The organism is Streptomyces sp. NPDC005374 (genome assembly GCF_042872225.1).
Classification (GTDB): Bacteria; Actinomycetota; Actinomycetes; order Streptomycetales; family Streptomycetaceae; genus Streptomyces.
Genome location: NZ_JBIAKA010000013.1, coordinates 207,497 through 226,060, shown reverse-complemented (window position 1 = coordinate 226,060; position 18,564 = coordinate 207,497). Strand labels below are relative to the sequence as shown.

At 70.6% G+C, this 18,564-nt stretch carries 17 protein-coding genes and 1 pseudogene; 13 read left to right on the top strand and 5 right to left on the bottom strand.

Features of this window, described 5'->3' with window-relative positions; genetic code table 11:
- The 3 genes and pseudogenes from ACFYRX_RS31245 to ACFYRX_RS31235 all read left to right on the top strand — a co-directional run.
- Positions 1-483: ALF repeat-containing protein (locus ACFYRX_RS31245; RefSeq protein WP_389106818.1), on the top strand; the 483-nt coding region annotated here is incomplete at its 5' end.
- Between the two features lie 193 nt (positions 484-676).
- Positions 677-1,453, top strand: a complete 777-nt coding sequence (locus ACFYRX_RS31240; RefSeq protein ID WP_389106817.1) for a hypothetical protein — start codon at positions 677-679, stop codon at positions 1,451-1,453.
- Positions 1,454-1,861: 408 nt separating this feature from the next.
- Positions 1,862-2,089, top strand: a pseudogene (locus tag ACFYRX_RS31235) (N-acetylmuramoyl-L-alanine amidase); the annotation flags it as partial.
- A 232-nt stretch (positions 2,090-2,321) separates the two neighbouring features.
- Here the strand turns inward: ACFYRX_RS31235 and ACFYRX_RS31230 are convergent.
- Positions 2,322-2,813, bottom strand: coding sequence for a hypothetical protein (locus ACFYRX_RS31230; RefSeq protein ID WP_389106814.1), 492 nt, complete (start codon positions 2,811-2,813; stop codon positions 2,322-2,324).
- Positions 2,814-3,023: 210 nt separating this feature from the next.
- Between ACFYRX_RS31230 and ACFYRX_RS31225 the strand changes: the two genes are divergently transcribed.
- From ACFYRX_RS31225 to ACFYRX_RS31215, 3 genes are all read left to right on the top strand, one after another.
- Positions 3,024-5,060: an ATP-binding protein gene (locus ACFYRX_RS31225; RefSeq protein ID WP_389106812.1), complete on the top strand. Its 2,037-nt coding sequence runs from the start codon at positions 3,024-3,026 to the stop codon at positions 5,058-5,060.
- A complete protein-coding gene (locus tag ACFYRX_RS31220) occupies positions 5,057-5,725 on the top strand; it encodes a response regulator (protein WP_389106809.1) in 669 nt (222 codons plus the stop codon). Before ACFYRX_RS31225 ends, ACFYRX_RS31220 begins: the two co-directional genes overlap by 4 nt.
- Before the next feature lie 281 nt (positions 5,726-6,006).
- On the top strand, positions 6,007-6,312 hold the full coding sequence (locus ACFYRX_RS31215) for a hypothetical protein (protein WP_389106807.1): 306 nt from the start codon (positions 6,007-6,009) through the stop codon (positions 6,310-6,312).
- A gap of 828 nt (positions 6,313-7,140) precedes the next feature.
- On the opposite strand, the gene ACFYRX_RS31210 is transcribed toward ACFYRX_RS31215, so the two are convergent.
- Entirely contained in the window at positions 7,141-7,800 is a 660-nt protein-coding gene (locus ACFYRX_RS31210; RefSeq protein WP_389106804.1) for a hypothetical protein, read from the bottom strand.
- Positions 7,801-7,969: 169 nt separating this feature from the next.
- Here ACFYRX_RS31210 and ACFYRX_RS31205 point away from each other — a divergent pair, with 169 nt between their 5' ends.
- From ACFYRX_RS31205 to ACFYRX_RS31175, 7 genes are all read left to right on the top strand, one after another.
- Positions 7,970-8,221, top strand: coding sequence for a hypothetical protein (locus ACFYRX_RS31205; protein ID WP_116150539.1), 252 nt, complete (start codon positions 7,970-7,972; stop codon positions 8,219-8,221).
- 11 nt (positions 8,222-8,232) lie between these two features.
- A complete protein-coding gene (locus tag ACFYRX_RS31200) occupies positions 8,233-9,414 on the top strand; it encodes an SPFH domain-containing protein (RefSeq protein WP_389106800.1) in 1,182 nt (393 codons plus the stop codon).
- A gap of 683 nt (positions 9,415-10,097) precedes the next feature.
- A complete protein-coding gene (locus tag ACFYRX_RS31195) occupies positions 10,098-10,436 on the top strand; it encodes a MerR family transcriptional regulator (RefSeq protein WP_389106797.1) in 339 nt (112 codons plus the stop codon).
- A gap of 460 nt (positions 10,437-10,896) precedes the next feature.
- Entirely contained in the window at positions 10,897-11,100 is a 204-nt protein-coding gene (locus ACFYRX_RS31190) for a cold-shock protein (RefSeq protein ID WP_389106794.1), read from the top strand.
- 289 nt (positions 11,101-11,389) lie between these two features.
- A complete protein-coding gene (locus tag ACFYRX_RS31185) occupies positions 11,390-12,904 on the top strand; it encodes a DEAD/DEAH box helicase (RefSeq protein WP_389106790.1) in 1,515 nt (504 codons plus the stop codon).
- Between the two features lie 52 nt (positions 12,905-12,956).
- Positions 12,957-13,361, top strand: a complete 405-nt coding sequence (locus ACFYRX_RS31180) for a CBS domain-containing protein (protein WP_389106788.1) — start codon at positions 12,957-12,959, stop codon at positions 13,359-13,361.
- A 53-nt stretch (positions 13,362-13,414) separates the two neighbouring features.
- Entirely contained in the window at positions 13,415-13,726 is a 312-nt protein-coding gene (locus ACFYRX_RS31175) for an SCO5918 family protein (protein WP_389106785.1), read from the top strand.
- 825 nt (positions 13,727-14,551) lie between these two features.
- On the opposite strand, the gene ACFYRX_RS31170 is transcribed toward ACFYRX_RS31175, so the two are convergent.
- Genes ACFYRX_RS31170 through ACFYRX_RS31160 form a run of 3 tightly spaced genes read right to left on the bottom strand, consistent with a single transcriptional unit; the run spans position 14,552 to position 18,423 of the window.
- Complete coding sequence (locus ACFYRX_RS31170) at positions 14,552-15,838, bottom strand: acyltransferase family protein (protein ID WP_389106782.1); 1,287 nt, start codon at positions 15,836-15,838, stop codon at positions 14,552-14,554.
- Positions 15,835-16,959: a glycoside hydrolase family 113 gene (locus ACFYRX_RS31165; protein ID WP_389106780.1), complete on the bottom strand. Its 1,125-nt coding sequence runs from the start codon at positions 16,957-16,959 to the stop codon at positions 15,835-15,837. The genes ACFYRX_RS31170 and ACFYRX_RS31165 overlap by 4 nt, the downstream gene beginning before the upstream one ends.
- Positions 16,960-16,974: 15 nt before the next feature.
- Positions 16,975-18,423: a glycosyltransferase family 2 protein gene (locus tag ACFYRX_RS31160; protein WP_389106777.1), complete on the bottom strand. Its 1,449-nt coding sequence runs from the start codon at positions 18,421-18,423 to the stop codon at positions 16,975-16,977.
- Positions 18,424-18,564 lie beyond the last annotated feature (141 nt).

The following is an 18,564-nucleotide window of genomic DNA, read 5'->3' as shown; positions in this document are numbered from 1 at the left end:
ATGCGCGCCTGGCTGGAGACCGGCTACCGCATCGCCCAGGCCGAGGACGACCGCGTCGCCATCGCCCGCATCCTCGCCGACCCGGACAGCGGCCGGCGCGTGACACGAGAAGCCAACGCCCTCCTGGACGCCAACGACCCCGAGGCGATGCGCGCCTGGCTGGAGACCGGCTACCGCATCGCCCAGGCCGAGGACGACCGCGTCGCCATCGCCCGCATCCTCGCCGACCCGGACAGCGGCCGACGTGTCACACGAGAAGCCAACGCCCTCCTGGACGCCAACGACCCCGAGGCGATGCGCGCCTGGCTGGAGACCGGCTACCGCATCGCCCAGGCCGAGGACGACCGCGTCGCCATCGCCCGCATCCTCGCCGATCCATCCATCAGCCCGGCCCTGCGCGCGGCAGCGAACGCGGCCCTGGACGACAACACACCCGAAGCACTGCGCCACTTCCTGGAAGTCGGCAGGTACCAGGTCGCCTGACCGGCACCCCCTGCCGCACGCCCGGTCGCCGGAACGCCGAGAATCCGGGCGGGGCCGTCTGCACCTCTGTGTGCCGGCGGCCCCGCCCGGCAGGCCCTGTGTCGGCTCGGCGCCCTCCGCAGAGCTCTGTGGTCTCGCCGCCCGATGCGGCTTGGGCCACTGAGAGCTCCGACAGCAGAAAGTACGTTCTTCGATGACCACACACGCCTTACGCACCGAGCGCAGCGGTCCGCAGACCGCTTCCGTCGTGATCGACCTGCCGTTCAGGCCTCAGCTCGTCAAAGCGGTGTTCAGGGACGTGACCTCGTTGCACGTCTCCCGGTCGGCCGCGTGGGCCGCCGCGTCGGTGACGCGGACCGTGCTGACGGAGATCATCGAGGGCGCGAGAAGCGCGGCGGCCGAGGAGGTCAGGAAGAGGCTGATTCCCAAGGACCTCATCTCGGCGATCGACCGGAACATCGAGGTGGAGGTGGGATCGGCGTGGTACCTGCACAGTCCGACCTTCCACGGCCTGATGGGCGAGGTGCGCAACGCCGATGGTGCGCTCGTGTCTCTTCGTGAGCGCCGCGGGGCGCGTACACCGAGTGGTGTGGCCGGCGCCCACCGGTTCGAGGCCGGGGTGAGAAGGCTGCTGGGGAGCCGGGGGGTGAGGGCGGTCCCGGCGATGGTCCGCGACCTGGACGGAATCGCGAGCATGTTCCTGACGGCCCTGGCCCGGGACGCGGCCAAGGTCGTCCGCGAGGGCGGGGTAAAGCGGTTCGGGACGGTCAGTCTGATGGTGCCGGGCGAGCCGGCCCCGGCCCCGCTGCTCAAGGACCCCCTCCTCGCCCTGTCCACCCGTCGCGGGGACGGACGGACTGTGGGCGGGGACGATGTCCTGGCCGCCGTCACGATGCAGCTGTTCGGCGATCTCAGACAACGCGCCCTCACCGAGGCAGCCGAGATGGCACGGAACACGTCGGCCAACTGATCGGGCCCGCCCCGCCGCTCTGCCCACTGCGCACGGTTCCCGCGTGTGCGCGGCTCCCGGAATCCGCCGCCCGCATCCGGCTCCGGTCGGCTCGCGAAAACGGGCTCGTCGCATGCGCGCGGACCGCCGGCCGCAGGCACCCCACAGGGAAGACCTCCCCGACTCCGCCGGCTGCACGCCCTACTCGGCGTCCGCTGCGTGCCAGACGCTGGAGGCCCGGACGCGTGGTGAACCAGCGGGAGGGGGACACACCGTGGGTGAGTGGAAGCAGGGGAAGTGCGGTCGGCCGACAGCGGCTGGAGGGCTCTGTCGGAACAAGACACTGAAGGGCACTGCTCGTCGCCACCTGCATCAGGGTGGCTGGACGAAGCGCGGGCAGGCCGAGCTCAAGAAGCGTGCCGGCAGACGTCGGTGGAGCTGTGCCGGACCGGCTACAACGACCTGCCCGGCCCGCTCTGCCACCGCGTCATCGACCGCTCCGGCACCATCCGCCTCGTCGGCTACGGCCGCACCGACCACGCCGGCATGGGCGACACAGACGTTCTGCTCGCCGTCATCGCCGAGAAGAAGGACCTGCCCCCCGACAACGAGGCGGACACCGACGGCAACCGGCACTTCTACGGCTCCGAGGCCGAGGGCTGCAACGCCTACCCCCGGACCGGGCGCTGCCGGCAGGCGGGGAAGCCGACAGCGCGGAACATCTCCGTGTCCGTGCGCGGGTGGAGCACGCGATCAGACGTCGTACGAGCGTGCCAAGGGGCAGATCCGTAACTACCTCAAGGCAAGCGCGCTCACCGCCGAGATGCTGCGCCGGGGAGGCCGGGCCCGCCCCCGTAGCCGGGCCCGGCCTTCCACGGGTGCCGACTCCTCAGCCTGTGAAGGCGAGCCACCCCGCCTCGAGCAGCGTCGCCCCGGCCAGGACCGCGGCCGTCACCGCGGGCGGGTTCCACCGGCCGGTCCGGGCGTGCGAGGACCTGGCCAGGACGGCCGCCCCGGCGGCAAAGACCACCGGCAGCCCCGTCCAGAACACGACGATCGTGGCCGCACCGAGCACGGCCAGCAGCAGGGCGCGGAGACCGGTGCGTTCGGCAGGCCGTGCCGCGGCACGGCGCACGACCACTCCGAAGACCACGGCACTGCCCAGCGCCGCGAACGCGACCAGCAAGGGAAGCACCCCGAGTCCGTGCTGGTCGGCCGACACGTCCCAGGTGTCGCCGTTCAGCGGTGTGCGCACGTACGTACCGACCAGCATCACGCCGAGAGCAACGGCGGCGACCGCGACGGCCGTTCGCATGACGTTGTCGCTTCCCTTCGGCATCGGCTCGGGCTTCGGCATCGGCATCGGCTTTGTGGATTCCACGGGTCCTCCTCCGGTCGGCGGCCCCTGCCGGACCACTCGGCCACCACCGTGCGCCCGCCACCCGCGGCCCCGCCGCTGACGACAGCCCCGAGCCTGCCGGGGAGTTGACCCGGCGGAGCCAGGACTCCGGTCCCGGGTCACCGGGACACGTCCGCTGCCAGACTGGGAGCCTGCTCCGACCGCGGTCGGGCACGGAGGTGTGTGGTGGCCATGGCCGAGAACACCGCGCGACAGCGACACGGCAGGGCCCTCGCCTGGGCCGCCGCCGCCGTCACCGCGCTCGCAGGAGCCGGGGGCACGTTCATCGCGTACCTCCCGGACCACGGACTGCTCGCGCACACCGGCGAGTTCGGCCTCGACACGCTGAGCATCACGCTCGCCGCCGTCAGTTGGGCCGTCACCGGAGCCGCCCTCACCACCCTGCGCCCCGGAAACGCCGTCGGACGGCTGCTGACCGCCGTGAGTCTCCTGCTCGCGCTCACCGCGCTGTTCCAGGCGTACGGCGCGTACGGCGCCTCGGTGGCCGACCCGGCATGGCCCGCCGCCCGCCTGGCCGCCCAGTTGTTCAGCACGCTGTGGCTGCCCGCCTGGCTGCTGCCGTACAGCGTGCTGCTGGTGCTGTATCCGCAGGGCCGACCGCCGGGACTCCGTGCGCGCGTGCTCGCGTGGACGGCGACGGCCGGGCTCACCCTGGTAGTGATCGCCGGTGTCTTCTCCCCGTCCTTCTACGACGACATCGTCGCGCACGGCGACCCGCCTCTGTACGCCCCGGCCGCCCTGCGCTCCATGGCGTTCGGAGCGGGTTTTCTGCTCCTTGCTCTCTCGACGCTCGCCATCTGGGCCGACACAGGTGTCCGCCTGGCCCGCTCCCGGCCGCCGCAACGGCAGCAACTGGCTTGGCTGGTGGCCGTCCTGCCGCCGATCGGCATCACCACGTTCTTCACCGACCGGATCGTCTCCAACGCCCTCAGCGTGCTGCTACCGGTGGCCATCGGCGTCGGCGTGCTGCGCCACCGGCTGCTCGGCATCGATCTCGTCCTGCGCCGCTGGCTGTTGTACGGCACGCTGACCGCGGCCGTCGTCGCCGCCTACCTCGGCACCACCGCGCTCGCCGGCGCCACCCTCGGGCACGGTGTCCTGCCGGGCGTGGTGGCGGCGGCGCTGGTCGCGGTGGGACTTGCCCCGTTGCGGGACCGGCTGCAGCGGGCCGTGGACCGCTTCGTGTACGGCGACCGCCGCGACCCCCTGCGGGCGCTGGCCCGCGTCGGCGACCGGCTCGCGACCGGCGCCGAGGAGGCCGACGGGGGCGTGCTCACCGCGGTGCTCGCCGCCACCGCAGAGGCCGTACGGGCTCCCCGCGCCGAACTCCTTGGTGCGGACGGCGAGTTGCTCGCCCGGTGCGGCGCACGGTCGACAGGTTCCGCACCCGCCACCGATGTCCCGCTGCGGCTGTCCGGAACGCCGGTCGGCATGCTGCGGATCGCCGACCGGACGACCCAGGAGCCGTACACGGCGGCCGACTTGAAGGTGCTCCACGCCCTCGCCCCCTCGATGGCCGCCGCCGTACGGGCCGATGCCCTCGCCCAGGAGCTGGCGGCGGAGCGCGACCGTGTCATCGACGCCACCCGCGCCGAGCGCGACCGCTTCCGCAGGGACCTGCACGACGGCCTTGGCCCCGCCCTCATGGGAATCGCCCTGGCGCTCCAGGTCGCCGCGGACTCCCTCGACACCGGCGACGGCGCGACGACCCGGCGCATGGTGGAGGCGGCCCGGGCCGAGGCCGACGCGTCCGGCGCCGAGGTCCGGCGCATCATTCAGGACCTGCGCCCGGGAACCCTCGACCGCCTGGACCTGCTCGGTGCGTTGCGTGAACGCGCGCGGTCGTTCGCACCGGATCTGCCGGTCCGGGTGACGGGCCCGGCCGTGCCGGCCCGGCTTCCTCCGGACGTGGAGACGACGGCGTACCGGATCGCGTGCGAGGCGCTGACCAACGTGGTGCGGCATGCGGCGGCAACCCGGGCGCTCGTCGAACTCGCCGTTACCGAAGGCCAGTTGACCATCCGGGTGGAGGACGACGGCCGGGGCCTGCGGCACCGCCCGGACCAGCTCCCGGCCGGCACCGGAGTGGGCCTCGACAGCATGAGGGCCCGTGTCGCGTCGCACGGCGGGACACTCGTCGTGGACTCGCCCAGCCGCCTCGGCGGAACGGCGGTCACCGCACACCTCCCCCTGAAGGAGCGGTCATGACACCCGAGCGGCCACCGATCCGCGTGGTCGTCGCCGACGACCACCCCATGTACCGGCTCGGACTGCGGGCCGCCCTCGACAGTGACCCCGGCGTCCAGGTCCTCGCCGAGGCGGCGGACGGGGCGGAACTCCTCGACGCCGTACGGCTGCACACTCCCGACGTCGTGATCACCGACCTGTCCATGCCGGGCACCGACGGCATCCATGCCATACGGGCCATACGGCAGCACAGCCCAGGCACCGGCGTGCTGGCCCTCACCATGCACGACGGTGACGACAGCGTCTTCGCGGCTCTGCGTGCGGGGGCGAGCGGCTACCTGGTCAAAGGGGCCGACCGGGGGGAGATCGTCGCCGCCGTGGTCCAGGTCGCCGCGGGCGGCGCCGCCTACGGAGGGTCCGTGGCCCGCCGTATCGCCGAGTTCTTCACCTCCCGCAGCGCGGCCGACTGCGCGACGCGGGCGTTCCCCCTCCTCACCGACCGCGAACGCGACGTCCTGGACCTGCTGGCGGCCGGCTGCGGCAACCGGGAGATCGCCCGGCGCCTGAGCCTCTCGGACAAGACGGTCCGCAACCACGTCTCGGCGATCCTGCTGAAGCTCCAGGTGCACGACAGGACCGCCGCCGCGCTCCGCGCCCGCGAGGCCGGCCTGGGGCGCGACGAGTGAACGACCGGCGCCACGCACCACCGTGGCACGCATGACCCCGGACTCCACGAGGGGACTTCTACGACGGTCCGGCCCCGACTACCACCTGATGGGAGCTGGAGAAAGCGTTGGGTGCAGGACACTCGACGGCTTCCGCGAGGGGTAAAGATCGCACTAAGAACCCGATCGGTTGATTCCCGTCGCATGACTGGCCTGACAGGCTCTCTGAGCTGGGCGAACGAGTCGCAGTGATGTCGTGACACGCAGATCCGTGCCGGCGAGGGGAATCGATGCTCAGGTTCATGGACTGGTCCGTCGTCGTGATGGGTTGCTCGCTGGTTCTTCTCAGTTTCGGCTGCCGCTGGTGGGAGCGGGCGAAGATTCGCAAAGGAGCGCGCCCCCGGTGGGGCATGCGCTTCTACTCGATATGGATGCCCCTGCTGATGGGCCTTGGCATGATCGTCTCCAGGGTGCCGCACATGGTCGGCGCACCCTTCGCCATCACCATGGCTGCTGACACGTTGAACCTTGTGCTGGCGGTCACGACGGTTCTGGTCCTGGCTGTACAGGCGATGCGTCGGGACAGCTCTGGATCATCCGCAGAGTGACGGCAATGCTTGTCAGGGCCGCGTGCGGCGGCTGATACCAACCGGCGCGAATACCGATGGTCGTCGCCGAACATGAGCGCACGCATCGCAGGCTCGCGCCGCCGACCTCCTCAGCATGAGCTTGCGCGGACGTTGTCTCAACTGTTCCATGACCCCCGTGACACAACCTCCTTTCGTGGCCGAGTTGAAGCGCCGCTTCAGTCCGCATCCCACCCGAACGCCACGAGCAACTTGGCAGAAGTTCAATAGAGCCAAGACGGACTCCGGCTGGCTCCTGCTGACGCTAAACTTTTTCACCTATACCCTTTTTGCAGCGATTTTTATATATTCGGCAATTTCTGTCCACGTATTGTCGGCTCTCTATTGGTGGTTTACCGTCGGCTGCCTCTTTGGTCTTCTGCGGACTGGACACGTGATGGTGTGTGTCGCCAGAGGCCAAGCGGGGCAGCTCGCACCAGAGGCACCCGGGACTTCGCCAGGAAGTGGCAGGTACCGGGGCAGGCATACTTGAAGGTCCGCAAGTGGCCGGAGGCTCCGTCCAGTAGCGAACTTCAGCCAGGTCGGTGAGTACCCGCAAGAGGCGGTCACTCTGGGCCAGAGGCAATCGCAGCAGTTGGCGCACCGCGGCCCCTTCTGAGGATCATCCGCACGGGTGAGGACCGCACGACCCCAGGGCAGCACCCTCCACCCAAGTAGCCCAGGGAGGAAGGGTCGTGAGCCCAGGCTCCGCCCCCCGACGCGCTTCTCAGCTGGAGCGGGTGGCGATCTGGTCGACGACGGAGAAGCGCTGCCGGCACTCCGGGCACGTCGCCTCGCCGAAGGTGTAGGTCAGGGCGTGCGCGACTTCTTCATGGCCGTCGGCCAGGGCGAGGTCGTGGAGGCGTCGGCCGAGGCCTTCCATGGTGCGGGGATCGGATGGAGAGGGAGGGTCTCGATGTCGTCGGAGAGGGCGTAGTCCTCCGCCGCGCTGAAGAAGCCCCGCTCTCCGAGAACCACCCACAGCGACGCGCACCCGTCGGGATCGGGGCACTCGAGCTCGTATTCCTCGCTGATCACACCCCAGAGCAAGTCCTCCGCCCAGTGGATGTCGCCCTCGATGTTCAGGACCGCCTCGAGCAGGTGGCAGTAGTCATCTCGGTCGGCGGTGAGCTGCCGCCACCGGTTCGCGGCGCCCAGCAGACGTGCGATCTGCGGCGCATACCGGTGCCGCAGGTTCCGGGTCTCGTGACGCCGGTCGGCCTGAACGAGAACGGCGCCGGCCAGGTGGAGGGCAGAGGCTGCCGTGTCGGCTGTGTCCGCCTCCGCCATATCGGCCAGCGTGTGCAGCACCAGCGGATCGGCGGCATCCAGAGAGCCGTTGTGGTAGAGCTCCGTCCACAAGTCGCTCCAGGCCTGACCGTCCCGGCCCGTAGCGGCACGTTCCAGCAGGGCCCTCAAGCGGTCGGAATCGGCGTCAACGCCGCGGGGAGCAGGAGAACTCGTCGTCATCCCCCGTATCCAAGCAGGGCGGGACGACGACGGCCGACGGATCTGTCAGTGGCTGGGGAGCCCCGACGCAGCCGAGTCCTGGAGTCCGTCGAGGCCCTGACCGTTGGGTCCCGGCCTGACTGGGGCTATCGTCGGAAGTCTGGGGTCTGGAGTAGGAGGACGGCCTGTGATGCCGCAGGACGAGGCCGTGATCGGCTGCACGGGGAAAGTACTCATCGGAACGCGCGGATCCGCAGGCCCCGGCGAGGTCCTGGTGCGGGTCAGAGGCGGTTCCGAGACGTTCCTCGCCTGGTCGGAGGATCCCCTGCCCACGGGTGCGACGGTGCTCGTGATCGAATCACGTGGATGCCGGGAGGTCGGCGTCATCGAATGGGTGGATCCATTGGACGCGCTCGGTGGCGACACCGCCGACGCCGGCTGAGGAGTACAAGCATGTTCGGATACCGCGTTCCCGCTCCCGACGAGGCGATGTTGATCTCGGGGGGCCGGCGGGGACTGGGGGGCGCGCCTTTCCGAGTGGTGACGGGACACGGCAAGTTCGTGCTCCCCGTCTTCCGCAAGACCCGTTTCCTCACGCTGTCGATGTGCGAGGCCGAGGTCACCGAGACGTGTGTGACCAAGCAGGGCATCGCCCTGCACGTCCGCGCGGTCATCGCCTTCAAGGTCGGCAACGACCACGAGAGCATCATCAACGCCGGTCAGCGTTTCCTCTCCGACCAGGATCAGATGTCGGTGCTCACCGGCCGGATCTTCGCCGGCCACCTGCGGGCCATCATCGGTTCGATGACGGTCGAGGAGATCGTCACCGAGCGGCAGAAGCTGGCCGCGGAGGTCCTGGACACCTCCAAGACCGAGATGGCGAAGATCGGTCTGACCGTGGACTCGCTGCAGATCCAGTCGATCGACGACGGCGACACCGGCTACATCGACGCGATGTCCGCACCGCACAAGGCGGCCATCCAGCGGCAGGCGCAGATCGCCCAGGCGCAGGCCACCCAGGTCGCGGTCGAGGCGCAGCAGGTGGCGGCCCGCAAGCAGGCCGAGTACGCCCGGCAGACCGCCGTCGTCAAGGCGGAGTACTCGGCCGAGGTGGACCGCGCCCAGGCGCAGGCCGCGCAGGCCGGACCGCTGGCGCAGGCGCACGCCCAGCAGGAGGTCCTCGCCGCCCAGACGGAGCTGGCCCAGCGCCAGGCCAAGCTGCGCCAGCAGCAGTTGGTGGCCGAGGTCGTGAAGCCCGCCGAGGCCGAGGCCGAGCGGGTCAGGATCCTCGCGGCCGCCGAGGCGGAGCGGATGAAGGTCCAGGCGGAGGCGGCGGCCTCGTACGACCGGGTCGCGCTCGACCGGATGCTGATCGACCAGCTCCCGCAGATCGTCAAGGAGGCCGCCGGGGGTCTGGCCGGCGCCAACGTCAACGTCCTCAACGGCGCGGACGGCCTCGGCGAGATCGCCGCCGGCCTGGTGTCCCAGGGCCTGACGATCCTTGACTCGGTCCGGCAGAACCTGGGCAGCCAGGACTCCGACGGCCGCCCCGGGACGAGTGAGGACAGCAGCCTGCTTCAACTGCCTTCCGCCAAGGAGCAGAAGCCGAAGAACGGCCGGGTGGACCTCGACTAGGGCCTGCAACAGGCGTGCTCGCGTGGGGAGTTCGCCCGAGGGGGGCGGACACGTCGGGCCTCTACCGCCGCGGCCCGGCGTGTCCGCCCCCCTCGCGTGACCTCTGCTGTGACCGCGGTCGACCATCTCTCTCCCGGGGGCCCGAAAATCTATCCTGGCCGCAGTAGACATTGCATGGTGATGTGGTTATGGTTTCTCTCGTAGCCGAGATCGAGCAAGGCCCGGCAGACACGAACTACCGGGCAGAAGTACCAGTAAGCGCAGTTCGCAGGACGGTGCGGTGGTGGAGTTCCGAAGCCAGGGTTGGAGCAGGACGGCGACGGGACTGACGACCGCACCGGGTGACCCGCAGTCATCAGGGGTCGCCATGAGCAGTTCGGCACATGCAGTACGCAGTTCCCGCCAGGTGAATCAGCTCAGCCAGAGGGAAAGAACGGAGGATCCAGGCACCATCAGGATCGCCCGGGTGGACGTCTTGGGCCCGGGTACCGCAGGACATCGATAGTGAGGTGGTCTCCGGTCGAGCAACCGCGATCCCCGCAACCCCGACAGCTTTCAGGTCGGGCCCGCGGAAACAGAAGGCCGGCGCAGTACCAGGGCCGGCAGATGGTGTAGCAGTTTCCTTCGGGGCCCTGGTGCCATACGGCACCGGGGCCCCTCCACGCGTTCCACAGAGAGGTGCGATGACAGCAGACGACTCGTTCGGGCGTCTTGACGACGACGACTACCCCGCCTACACCATGGGCCGGGCCGCCGAGTTGCTCGGCACCACACAGGGCTTCCTCCGGGCCATCGGCGAAGCCCGCCTCATCACGCCGCTCCGCTCCGCGGGCGGCCACCGCCGCTACTCCCGCTACCAGTTGCGCATCGCCGCCCGTGCCCGCGCGCTCGTCGACCAGGGCACCCCCATCGAGGCCGCCTGCCGCATCGTCATTCTCGAAGACCAGCTCGAGGACGCCCAGCGCATCAACGCCGAATACCGTCGTGCCGCCGAAGCGGCGTCCCGGCCACCCGCTGCCTGAGAGCCGCCTGGTCATGGTCCGGGGCCCCTCACCCATGTCTTCGCGGCCAGGTCCCGGCGCATGCGGGCCGCAGCTTCCCACCAGCGGCGCCGAGGCGACCTACGGAGAGCCGATAAGCGCGCTCTTTTGAGCGCTTGACGGCGACCGCTCTCCTTGAAACGCTGCGCCCCGAGTGGGCCAATATCTATGGCCGCCAAGTGAGAGTTTGGCACGTCGCGCGAAAAGTGTTTTTGCCGCAATCGGCAGGGTAAAAGAATTTGCCGCTCCCGGACCACCACCCGCGTGCTACTGTCGATCTCAGTTGCAGTTGTGGTTCCCAAAAACTTCAAGCGCCTCGCCGGTGTTTTCAGTCGTCGGCGGCGTTTTCGTATGGCCGGTCGTTTTCCGGACAGGGCATCATCGCGGCGACCCGGTAGCCGTGCATCGCGGGTCCGGCGTACTGCCCAAGAGGAGATACGACATGGCATCAGGCACAGTGAAGTGGTTCAACGCGGCCAAGGGTTTCGGCTTCATCGAGCAGGACGGTGGGGGTGCCGACGTGTTCGCCCACTTCTCGAACATCGCCTCCCAGGGTTTCCGCGAGCTGCTCGAAGGTCAGAAGGTCACCTTCGACATCGCGTCCGGCCAGAAAGGCCCGACGGCCGAGAACATCGTCCTCGCCTGACGCTGACGCGCACTTCGTAGCTGGGGCCCGCATCCCTCGGGGTGCGGGCCCCAGCTACGGACATTTCCCTCCAGGGACACGCGCCTCGTCCGAGGTGCGACCGGTAGGCGTCCGGCGTCCGGGATTTCACGCCCCCATGGCGTGAGAATTCCCGTCGATGCAGCCCGAACCCGATCCCTCGCATTCCCCAGATTTCTTTTCGCGTTCCATTCGGTCCGTTCTCGAGATTCCCCGCGCTGCTCACGCTGCGGGAATTCCTTGATACGTGCCGTATCAAGGAAGGGTCTCCATGAACTCCGCACGTACGAATGACCGTTCTACCCGCCGCAACCGCGGCGACGGCACCACTTTCGGCGCCGGCGCCGGTTCGAAGCGGGGCGGCCGTTTCGGGTCGTCCACCCCGAGCCGTTCAGGGGGTCCGAGCCGTTCCGGCGGCTACGGCCGGCGGCCCGCGGCGGTCCAGGGCGAGTTCGCCCTGCCGGAGACGATCACCCCCGCACTGCCCGCGGTCGAGGCGTTCGCCGACCTCGACATGCCCCGGCAGCTGCTGGCCGCGCTGACCGCGCAGGGTGTGAGCGTCCCGTTCCCGATCCAGGGCGCGACCCTGCCCAACACCCTCGCGGGCCGCGACGCCCTGGGACGCGGGCGCACCGGCTCCGGCAAGACCCTCGCCTTCGGCCTGGCCCTGCTGGCCCGCACCGCCGGACAGCGCGCCGAGCCCCGCCAGCCGCTGGCCCTGGTCCTCGTGCCGACGCGTGAGCTGGCCCAGCAGGTGACCGACGCGCTCACCCCCTACGCCCGCTCGGTGCAGCTGCGGCTCGCCACGGTTGTCGGAGGAATGTCGATCAGCAGGCAGGCCAACGCGCTGCGCACCGGGGCCGAGGTCGTCGTCGCGACGCCGGGCCGGCTCAAGGACCTCATCGATCGCGGTGACTGCCGGCTGAACCAGGTCGCGATCACCGTCCTCGACGAGGCGGACCAGATGGCCGACATGGGCTTCATGCCGCAGGTCACCGCGCTCCTGGACCAGGTCCGCCCCGAGGGCCAGCGGATGCTGTTCTCCGCCACCCTCGACCGCAACGTCGACCGCCTGGTCCGCCGCTACCTCACCGACCCGGTCGTCCACTCCGTCGACCCGTCCGCGGGTGCGGTCAGCACGATGGAGCACCACGTGCTGCACGTCCACGGCGCGGACAAGCACTGGACGACGACACAGATCGCGGCGCGCGAAGGCCGAGTGATCATGTTCCTGGACACCAAGCACGCCGTCGACCGGCTGACGCAGGACCTGCTGAACAGCGGGGTGCGGGCTGCCGCTCTGCACGGCGGCAAGTCGCAGCCGCAGCGCACCCGGACCCTGACCCAGTTCAAGACCGGGCACGTCACCGTGCTCGTGGCCACGAACGTCGCCGCCCGCGGCATCCACGTCGACAACCTCGACCTGGTCGTCAACGTCGACCCGCCGACCGACCACAAGGACTACCTGCACCGCGGCGGCCGTACCGCCCGGGCCGGCGAGTCCGGCCGGGTCGTCACCCTGGTCACCCCCAACCAGCGCCGGGACATGAGCCGCCTCATGACCGCCGCCGGCATCGTGCCCGAGACGACCCAGGTCCGCACCGGCGAAGAGGCGCTCGGCCGGATCACCGGCGCCCAGGCGCCCTCCGGCATCCCCGTGACGATCACCGCGCCGGTCGCCGAGCGGCGTCAGCGCAGCACGTCGTCGTCACGCGGCCGCCGCAGCCCCGCCTCGGCTGCCCGCCGCAGGACCGGACGGCAGTCGTCGTTCGACTCAGCGGCGTAAGAACTTCGTGTTCAGGTTGCGGAAACTGGCCCACCTCTGCAGGAGGCACGTTGTGACGATCGTTCAGATGCAGCCCCGTTCCACGGGCACCTCCCCCGTGCCCAGGACAGTGGCCGCCGCCATGCAGACCGCCGGACCGCAGGTCTGCGACGACATGACCGTCGAGGTGGCCCTGTCCGTCATGGCGAGCGCCCGCACCGGGCACCTGCTCGTCTGCGACAACGACGGCGTGTGCACCGGGCTTCTCACCCAGGCCCGGCTCACCGCGGTCCGCGACAGTGACGTGTACACGGACCGGGTCCAGCTGCGGGACATCATCGTCGCCCCGGGGCCCTTCGCCTCCCCCCTCACCACCGTGGCCGAAGCCGAGCACACGATGCGCCATCGTCTGCTCGACGCCCTGCCCGTGGTCGACGAGCACGGCAACGCCCTGGGTGTCCTCGCCCTGACACACTGAACCATCTCGACCGCGGCAGAACCGTCCCCTCGTTCTTCTCCCTGTGAGGCATCATGCGCTGCGTCATCGCCCGCTTCCCCTTCGACCTCACCAAGCTCGGCGTCCTGGAATCGATGAAGGGCGTCAAGCCCGAGGAGGTCGTCGGGGCGTCCGTGATCGTCGGCCGTCGCACCTACCCCGCCAAGCAGGTCGGGCAGGTCGTCACACGCCAGGACCGCCGTGACTTCAGCGCCGCCGAAGTGCTCCGGGCCATGACCCAACTCGGCTTCACCTGCCGCGACGTCGCCCCGGCCGCCGCACCCACGCTCGCGCTCAGCCCGCTCCAAGAGGCTTCCGCGATGCTCGGAACCGTTCCTGTGGCCTGAGCGGGAGTGCGTCCGTTCAGCCGCGCGCCCCGAACGGTCTTGGGCGATCCCCCAGAGGGGGTACCCCCAGTCCCCGGCGTACTCGACCCCGGGGCGGCGACACGCATCCCGTGCGTGGTCCGGGCCCGGGAGGCCAGTTCCCTGTGCGACCCGGCCAGATGGGTATGGCCAGAGGCGACGGAGAGGCCCTGAACCATCCTCTGGTGGAGCAGGGGCCCCGCACGCTGAACGCCGTACCCGGTTGTCCCAGGTCGCAGGATCACGTTAGCCCGATCAGCCCAGGGCGCAGCAAGCCCGCAAGCGGACGATCACACGATCGAGCTGAATCGACCCCTTACGCACTCCTCGGCGAACAGCTGACACCCCCGCGGCCGTCTGACCGACGGGCGGGCGCAAGTCGCCACCGCGGTCGCCGTCGGAGCAGCGGGGGCTCCTCGGCGCCCTGTGGGGGACCTGCCGCACCCGCCACCTGCTCACGCACGTCACGCACGTCGGCACCTGAGCCCAGGAGACGACGTGCGTGTCGCTGACCGATCGCGGGGATCAACCGCGGGTCAGACCCGACTCGGCCGCCCGCAGTCCGGCCTGGAAACGACGGCGACAGGTGCGCAGCAACATGCCGAGTTCCCGTGGCCCGCGCTTCCGGGGCCGCCACCGCCGGAGCCTGGAACCGTCCCGGAGCCGTACGGCATCGGCCTCGGGGTCTTCGTCAGGGCCACGTCCCGCGTCGTCCAGCTTGACCTGGCCGTCAGAACCCTGAGCCCGGAAGTGGTCTGCGGGTCGGCGGAACCCTGACCGGCGAGCCCGTTCCCGGCCCGCCCCTCCTCAGCGGAAGCGCCGGGAACGGCCCGCCAGGCGTTCCACGAGCAGGTAGTGGACGAGCAGCGACAGGAACCAGGTCACCACGCCCCCGACCAGGAACAGGGCGAGAGGGCTCAGGCCGGGCTGGCCCCTGTGCAGCAGCCAGTACACGGGGAGGTGCAGCAGGAAGAGGCTGGAGGACATGCGGCCGACCTCGGTGAGCAGGTCGGTCGAGAGCAGTCGGGCGAGGGGGCCTCGGCCGGTGCAGAGCACCGCCGTCAGCAGCGCCGCGACCAGGACGACCGCGACCACGTACCGGTCGTCGCCCGGCGCTCCGCCTCGAAGGACCGCCGCGGCCGCCAGGGCCGCCCCCGCGGTGAGGCCGGTGACCGTCAGCAGTGCGGCAGCCGGACGGGACACCTCACGGCCGCCGCGTTCGGCCAGGTGTACGACGCAGGCGGCACCGGCGCCGGCCGGCACGGCGAGTGCCTGCATGCCGGTGACGACACCGACGTCGATGCCCATGCCGGGCAACAGCCCGCGGGCCGCCGCCACGGTCGCCGCACCCGTGAGCAGCGCGACGACCAGTGTCACCGGGGCGAGCCGGCGACGGGCCAGCAGGCCGACGCACGCCAGCAGCAGGGACCACGCGAGGACGGACCGCACGGTGACGTCACCCAGCCACAGGGGTGCGAGCGGCGAGGACGTCGTGGGGACCGCGCCCGGGGGACGCCCGTGCAGCCAGCCGGCCCAGCCACCGTGGCCGGGGAGTACCGACGGGATCTGACGGACCAGGTCGCGGACGACACGCGGCGGGCCCAGGGCCCAGGCGACCGCGAAGGTCATGGTGACCGAGAGCAGCAGGACGGGGGCCAGGCGCCGGGTCCTGCGCGCCAGGAAGCCCAGGACACCGGGCCTTCCGGTCGTCGTGGCCCTGCGGAGCAGGGGGAGGGTGATGACGAATCCCGAGAGCACCAGCAGGACGTCGACACCCGCGCCGGCCCAGGAGAACCACCGTCCGCCCAGGCCGGTGTCATGCAGCAGAACGGCCAGTACGGCCGCTCCCCGCAGTCCGTCGACGGCGGAGAACCGCCTCCCGCTCACCTCGTCCGCGAAGTCCCGCGACCGCACCGGCACCGGGTCCGGCACCGGCACTGACACCGGGTCCGGCACGGTCGGCAGACCGGCGGGGAGGCGAGGGGCACCCACGAAGGGAGTCACGAAAGGAGCCGTACCGGCCGGTGCCGCGAATCCGGCCGGGAAGTCGGCGGGGACGGCAGGCGGACGGTGTGCGTAGTGCTCTTGGTTCATCTCGGCCAGGTCCGGAAGCAGGAGGTGATGACGGACTCGGCGGGGCGGCCGAGGAAGGAAGTGAGGGAGTCGTCCGGGGTGCCGGCCCCGGGGTCGGCGTGGAAGTCGAGGTTCCACCAGTACAGGCCGGCCATGTCACGGTCCCGGGCGACCTGGCAGGCCGCCTGGAACCAGCGTTTCTGGACCGTGGGGTTGGGCTTTCCCCCGCCCTTCCACACGGCCGGGTGACGGTAGGCGCCGTCCTCGGCGATGATGCCGACCTCGCTCAGCACGATCCGGGGCAGTTTCCCGGTGCTCTTGCGGTCCAGCCAGCGCTGCCAGCCCGCGGCGATCTGCGCGACGGAGGCGTCGTCGCCGAGCCCGGCCAGGGGGAAGTAGGCGTCGACGCCCAGGTGGTCGACGGGGACGGGGACGTGCCGGGAGACGTAGTCGTCCCAGTTGGCGTCGTAGGACAGTTCCCCGGTGAAGGACCTGCGTGCCGCGGTGGTCAGGGAGTGCCAGCGCGGGTCGTCCTCCAGCGATGTCAGTTCCACCCCGAGGACGAAGGTGCTCGCGTGGTGGCGGGCCGCGAGGGTGAGGTAGGGCGCGAGGAGGGCTTCGTAGGAGCGGAACCAGGCCGCCCGGTCGGCGGGGGCGAGGGAGCCGCGCCAGGCCAGGGGGTCCTTGGCCAGCAGGTTCTTCTCGTCGAGCAGGGGGCGCACGGTGATGCGCAGTCCGGCCGCCGCCGCGGTGTCCAGGAGCATCCCCAGGTGCCGTACGGAGGGTGTCCGGGCGGAGGCGGCGACCCGGCTCGCGGTGGGGCTGGCGGTCTCGAACGGGAAGGTCACCGAGACCGCGTTCATGTCCTTGCCGACCATGTAGTCGACCAGGCGCAGCGCGTCGGTGCGCACGGACGCGTCGGTCTCGCCCGGGTAGGCGTACCAGAGGATCTGTGCGCCGAGCTGGGGGTCACCGGGGTGCCAGGGGCGGGCGACCTTCGCGGGGGCCGGGGCCCGGCTGGCGGACGGGGAGGGGGACGGGGACCGGGATGCCAGGGTCGTCGCCGTCGGAGCCGCCGGGGAGACGCACGCGGCTGCCGACAGGAGAACGAGCAGGACGACGCCGTAGAGGCGGATGTGCATACGGGTACGCATCTCTCAGGCCGGTTTCGCTATGACGACGAACTGGTTCTCCACGCCGCGCAGGCAGCGCAGCAGGCCCCGGAAGGATCCGGCCGCCTCCCAGAGCGCGAAGAACGGCATCAGGGCGATCACGGCGATCGGCTCCCACCACAGGCGGCGGCCGTTGGCCGACACCGAGGCGTTGATCTTGAGGCCTTCCCAGTACATCCAGACCGCGTAGCCCATGGTCACCGCCCACAGGGGCAGGATCCACGGGGTGACGGGCGAGGTGTTGAGGTCACCGAGCACCGCGCCGACCGCGAGGACGACGCCGACGTGCTGGAAGGGGCCGAGGACCCAGGTCGTGACGCTGTACATGAGCAGTGCCCGGGAGCGGCGCGGCAGGGTGGGGTTGAAGGCCAGGCCCACCAGGCCCCAGGACCAGCGTTCGCGCTGCTTGAGGAAGTCCCGCATGGTCGCGGGGGAGGCTCCGTAGCTGCGGCCGGAGAACCAGTCGCTGCGTCCCTTGTAGCGGCTGGCGAAGACCAGGGCGAGGTGGGCGTCCTCGCAGATGGAGTCCGGGCCGAAGTCCCAGCCGATGGTGGCCTCGATGGACGCGCGCAGCAGCAGGAGTTCGCCGTGCAGTCCGGCCAGTGGGGTGCCGCCGCCGGTGAGGACGGCGAAGCGGGCGATGTCGTCGGCGGGGCGGATGGCGTCGGCCAGCCAGGTCAGCCGGTTGACGGCGTTCTCGCGCGGATAGGTCAGCATGCCCTGGGCGAGGTGCTTGCCGTCGGGGCCCGCACGGCGTTGGGCGTTGATGAAACGGGCGACCTGTTCGGCGGTGTCGGGGCCGACACCGGTGTCGTCGTCCATGTGCAGCACCCATACGTCGTCCAGGGCCTCGCCCTCGGCGATGCGCAGCTCGTGGGCGTAGTGGTTGGCGCGGGCCTTGAAGCGGGTGCCGTTCGGGGTGCGGTAGGCCTTCGGCACGGTGACCACGCGCATCAGGGGGCTGCGCGCGGCCAGGGCGTCGATGCGGTCGGCCGCCTCGCAGCCCTCCTCGGTGAGGATGTCGATGCGCAGGTCGGGGAACCAGTGCGGCAGGAACGCGCAGTACGACAGCACCGACCGCTCCAGTGCCGGGTAGGTGTCGTCGCGGCCGATGGTCGGGACGAGCACGACGAGCCGGTCGTGCAGCGCCGGTTCCGCGCTGGTCCAGCCGCGCTGACGGGCGATACGGCGGCGGGTCAGCACGGCACCGGAGACGCCGACGAACGAACTGACGACGGGCAGCGTCCACAGGACGGTGACCACCCAGCCCATCAGCGTCACCCGGGGCGAGTACAGCGTGGAGGAGAAGGCGTAGGCGAGGGCCGCGGTGACCACGAGGGACAGGAAACCCGGTTTCCAGGCTGCCTGCCGCTGCACCATCCGGGCGGTGCGGCGGGACTGGGGGCTGTCCGTGCCGGTTGCAGAAATGGTCATGATCACCCGCTTGAGTACGCCGAAGGCCGACTTGTCACTCAGGGGTGGAAAGTGCCCGAAGTGCTAAGTGGAACCTTGCATGACGATTACACCTTTCGTGAAGATGATTCCCGTCACAGACGGGGTGGTCGGGGTGGTCGG

Coding starts and splice junctions, on each gene's coding strand:
- ACFYRX_RS31240 (WP_389106817.1), top strand. CDS start 677: ATGACCACACACGCCTTACGCACCGAGCGCAGCGGTCCGCAGACCGCT.
- ACFYRX_RS31225 (WP_389106812.1), top strand. CDS start 3,024: ATGGCCGAGAACACCGCGCGACAGCGACACGGCAGGGCCCTCGCCTGG.
- ACFYRX_RS31220 (WP_389106809.1), top strand. CDS start 5,057: ATGACACCCGAGCGGCCACCGATCCGCGTGGTCGTCGCCGACGACCAC.
- ACFYRX_RS31215 (WP_389106807.1), top strand. CDS start 6,007: ATGGACTGGTCCGTCGTCGTGATGGGTTGCTCGCTGGTTCTTCTCAGT.
- ACFYRX_RS31210 (WP_389106804.1), bottom strand. CDS start 7,800: ATGACGACGAGTTCTCCTGCTCCCCGCGGCGTTGACGCCGATTCCGAC.
- ACFYRX_RS31205 (WP_116150539.1), top strand. CDS start 7,970: ATGCCGCAGGACGAGGCCGTGATCGGCTGCACGGGGAAAGTACTCATC.
- ACFYRX_RS31200 (WP_389106800.1), top strand. CDS start 8,233: ATGTTCGGATACCGCGTTCCCGCTCCCGACGAGGCGATGTTGATCTCG.
- ACFYRX_RS31195 (WP_389106797.1), top strand. CDS start 10,098: ATGACAGCAGACGACTCGTTCGGGCGTCTTGACGACGACGACTACCCC.
- ACFYRX_RS31190 (WP_389106794.1), top strand. CDS start 10,897: ATGGCATCAGGCACAGTGAAGTGGTTCAACGCGGCCAAGGGTTTCGGC.
- ACFYRX_RS31185 (WP_389106790.1), top strand. CDS start 11,390: ATGAACTCCGCACGTACGAATGACCGTTCTACCCGCCGCAACCGCGGC.
- ACFYRX_RS31175 (WP_389106785.1), top strand. CDS start 13,415: ATGCGCTGCGTCATCGCCCGCTTCCCCTTCGACCTCACCAAGCTCGGC.
- ACFYRX_RS31170 (WP_389106782.1), bottom strand. CDS start 15,838: ATGAACCAAGAGCACTACGCACACCGTCCGCCTGCCGTCCCCGCCGAC.
- ACFYRX_RS31165 (WP_389106780.1), bottom strand. CDS start 16,959: ATGCACATCCGCCTCTACGGCGTCGTCCTGCTCGTTCTCCTGTCGGCA.
- ACFYRX_RS31160 (WP_389106777.1), bottom strand. CDS start 18,423: ATGACCATTTCTGCAACCGGCACGGACAGCCCCCAGTCCCGCCGCACC.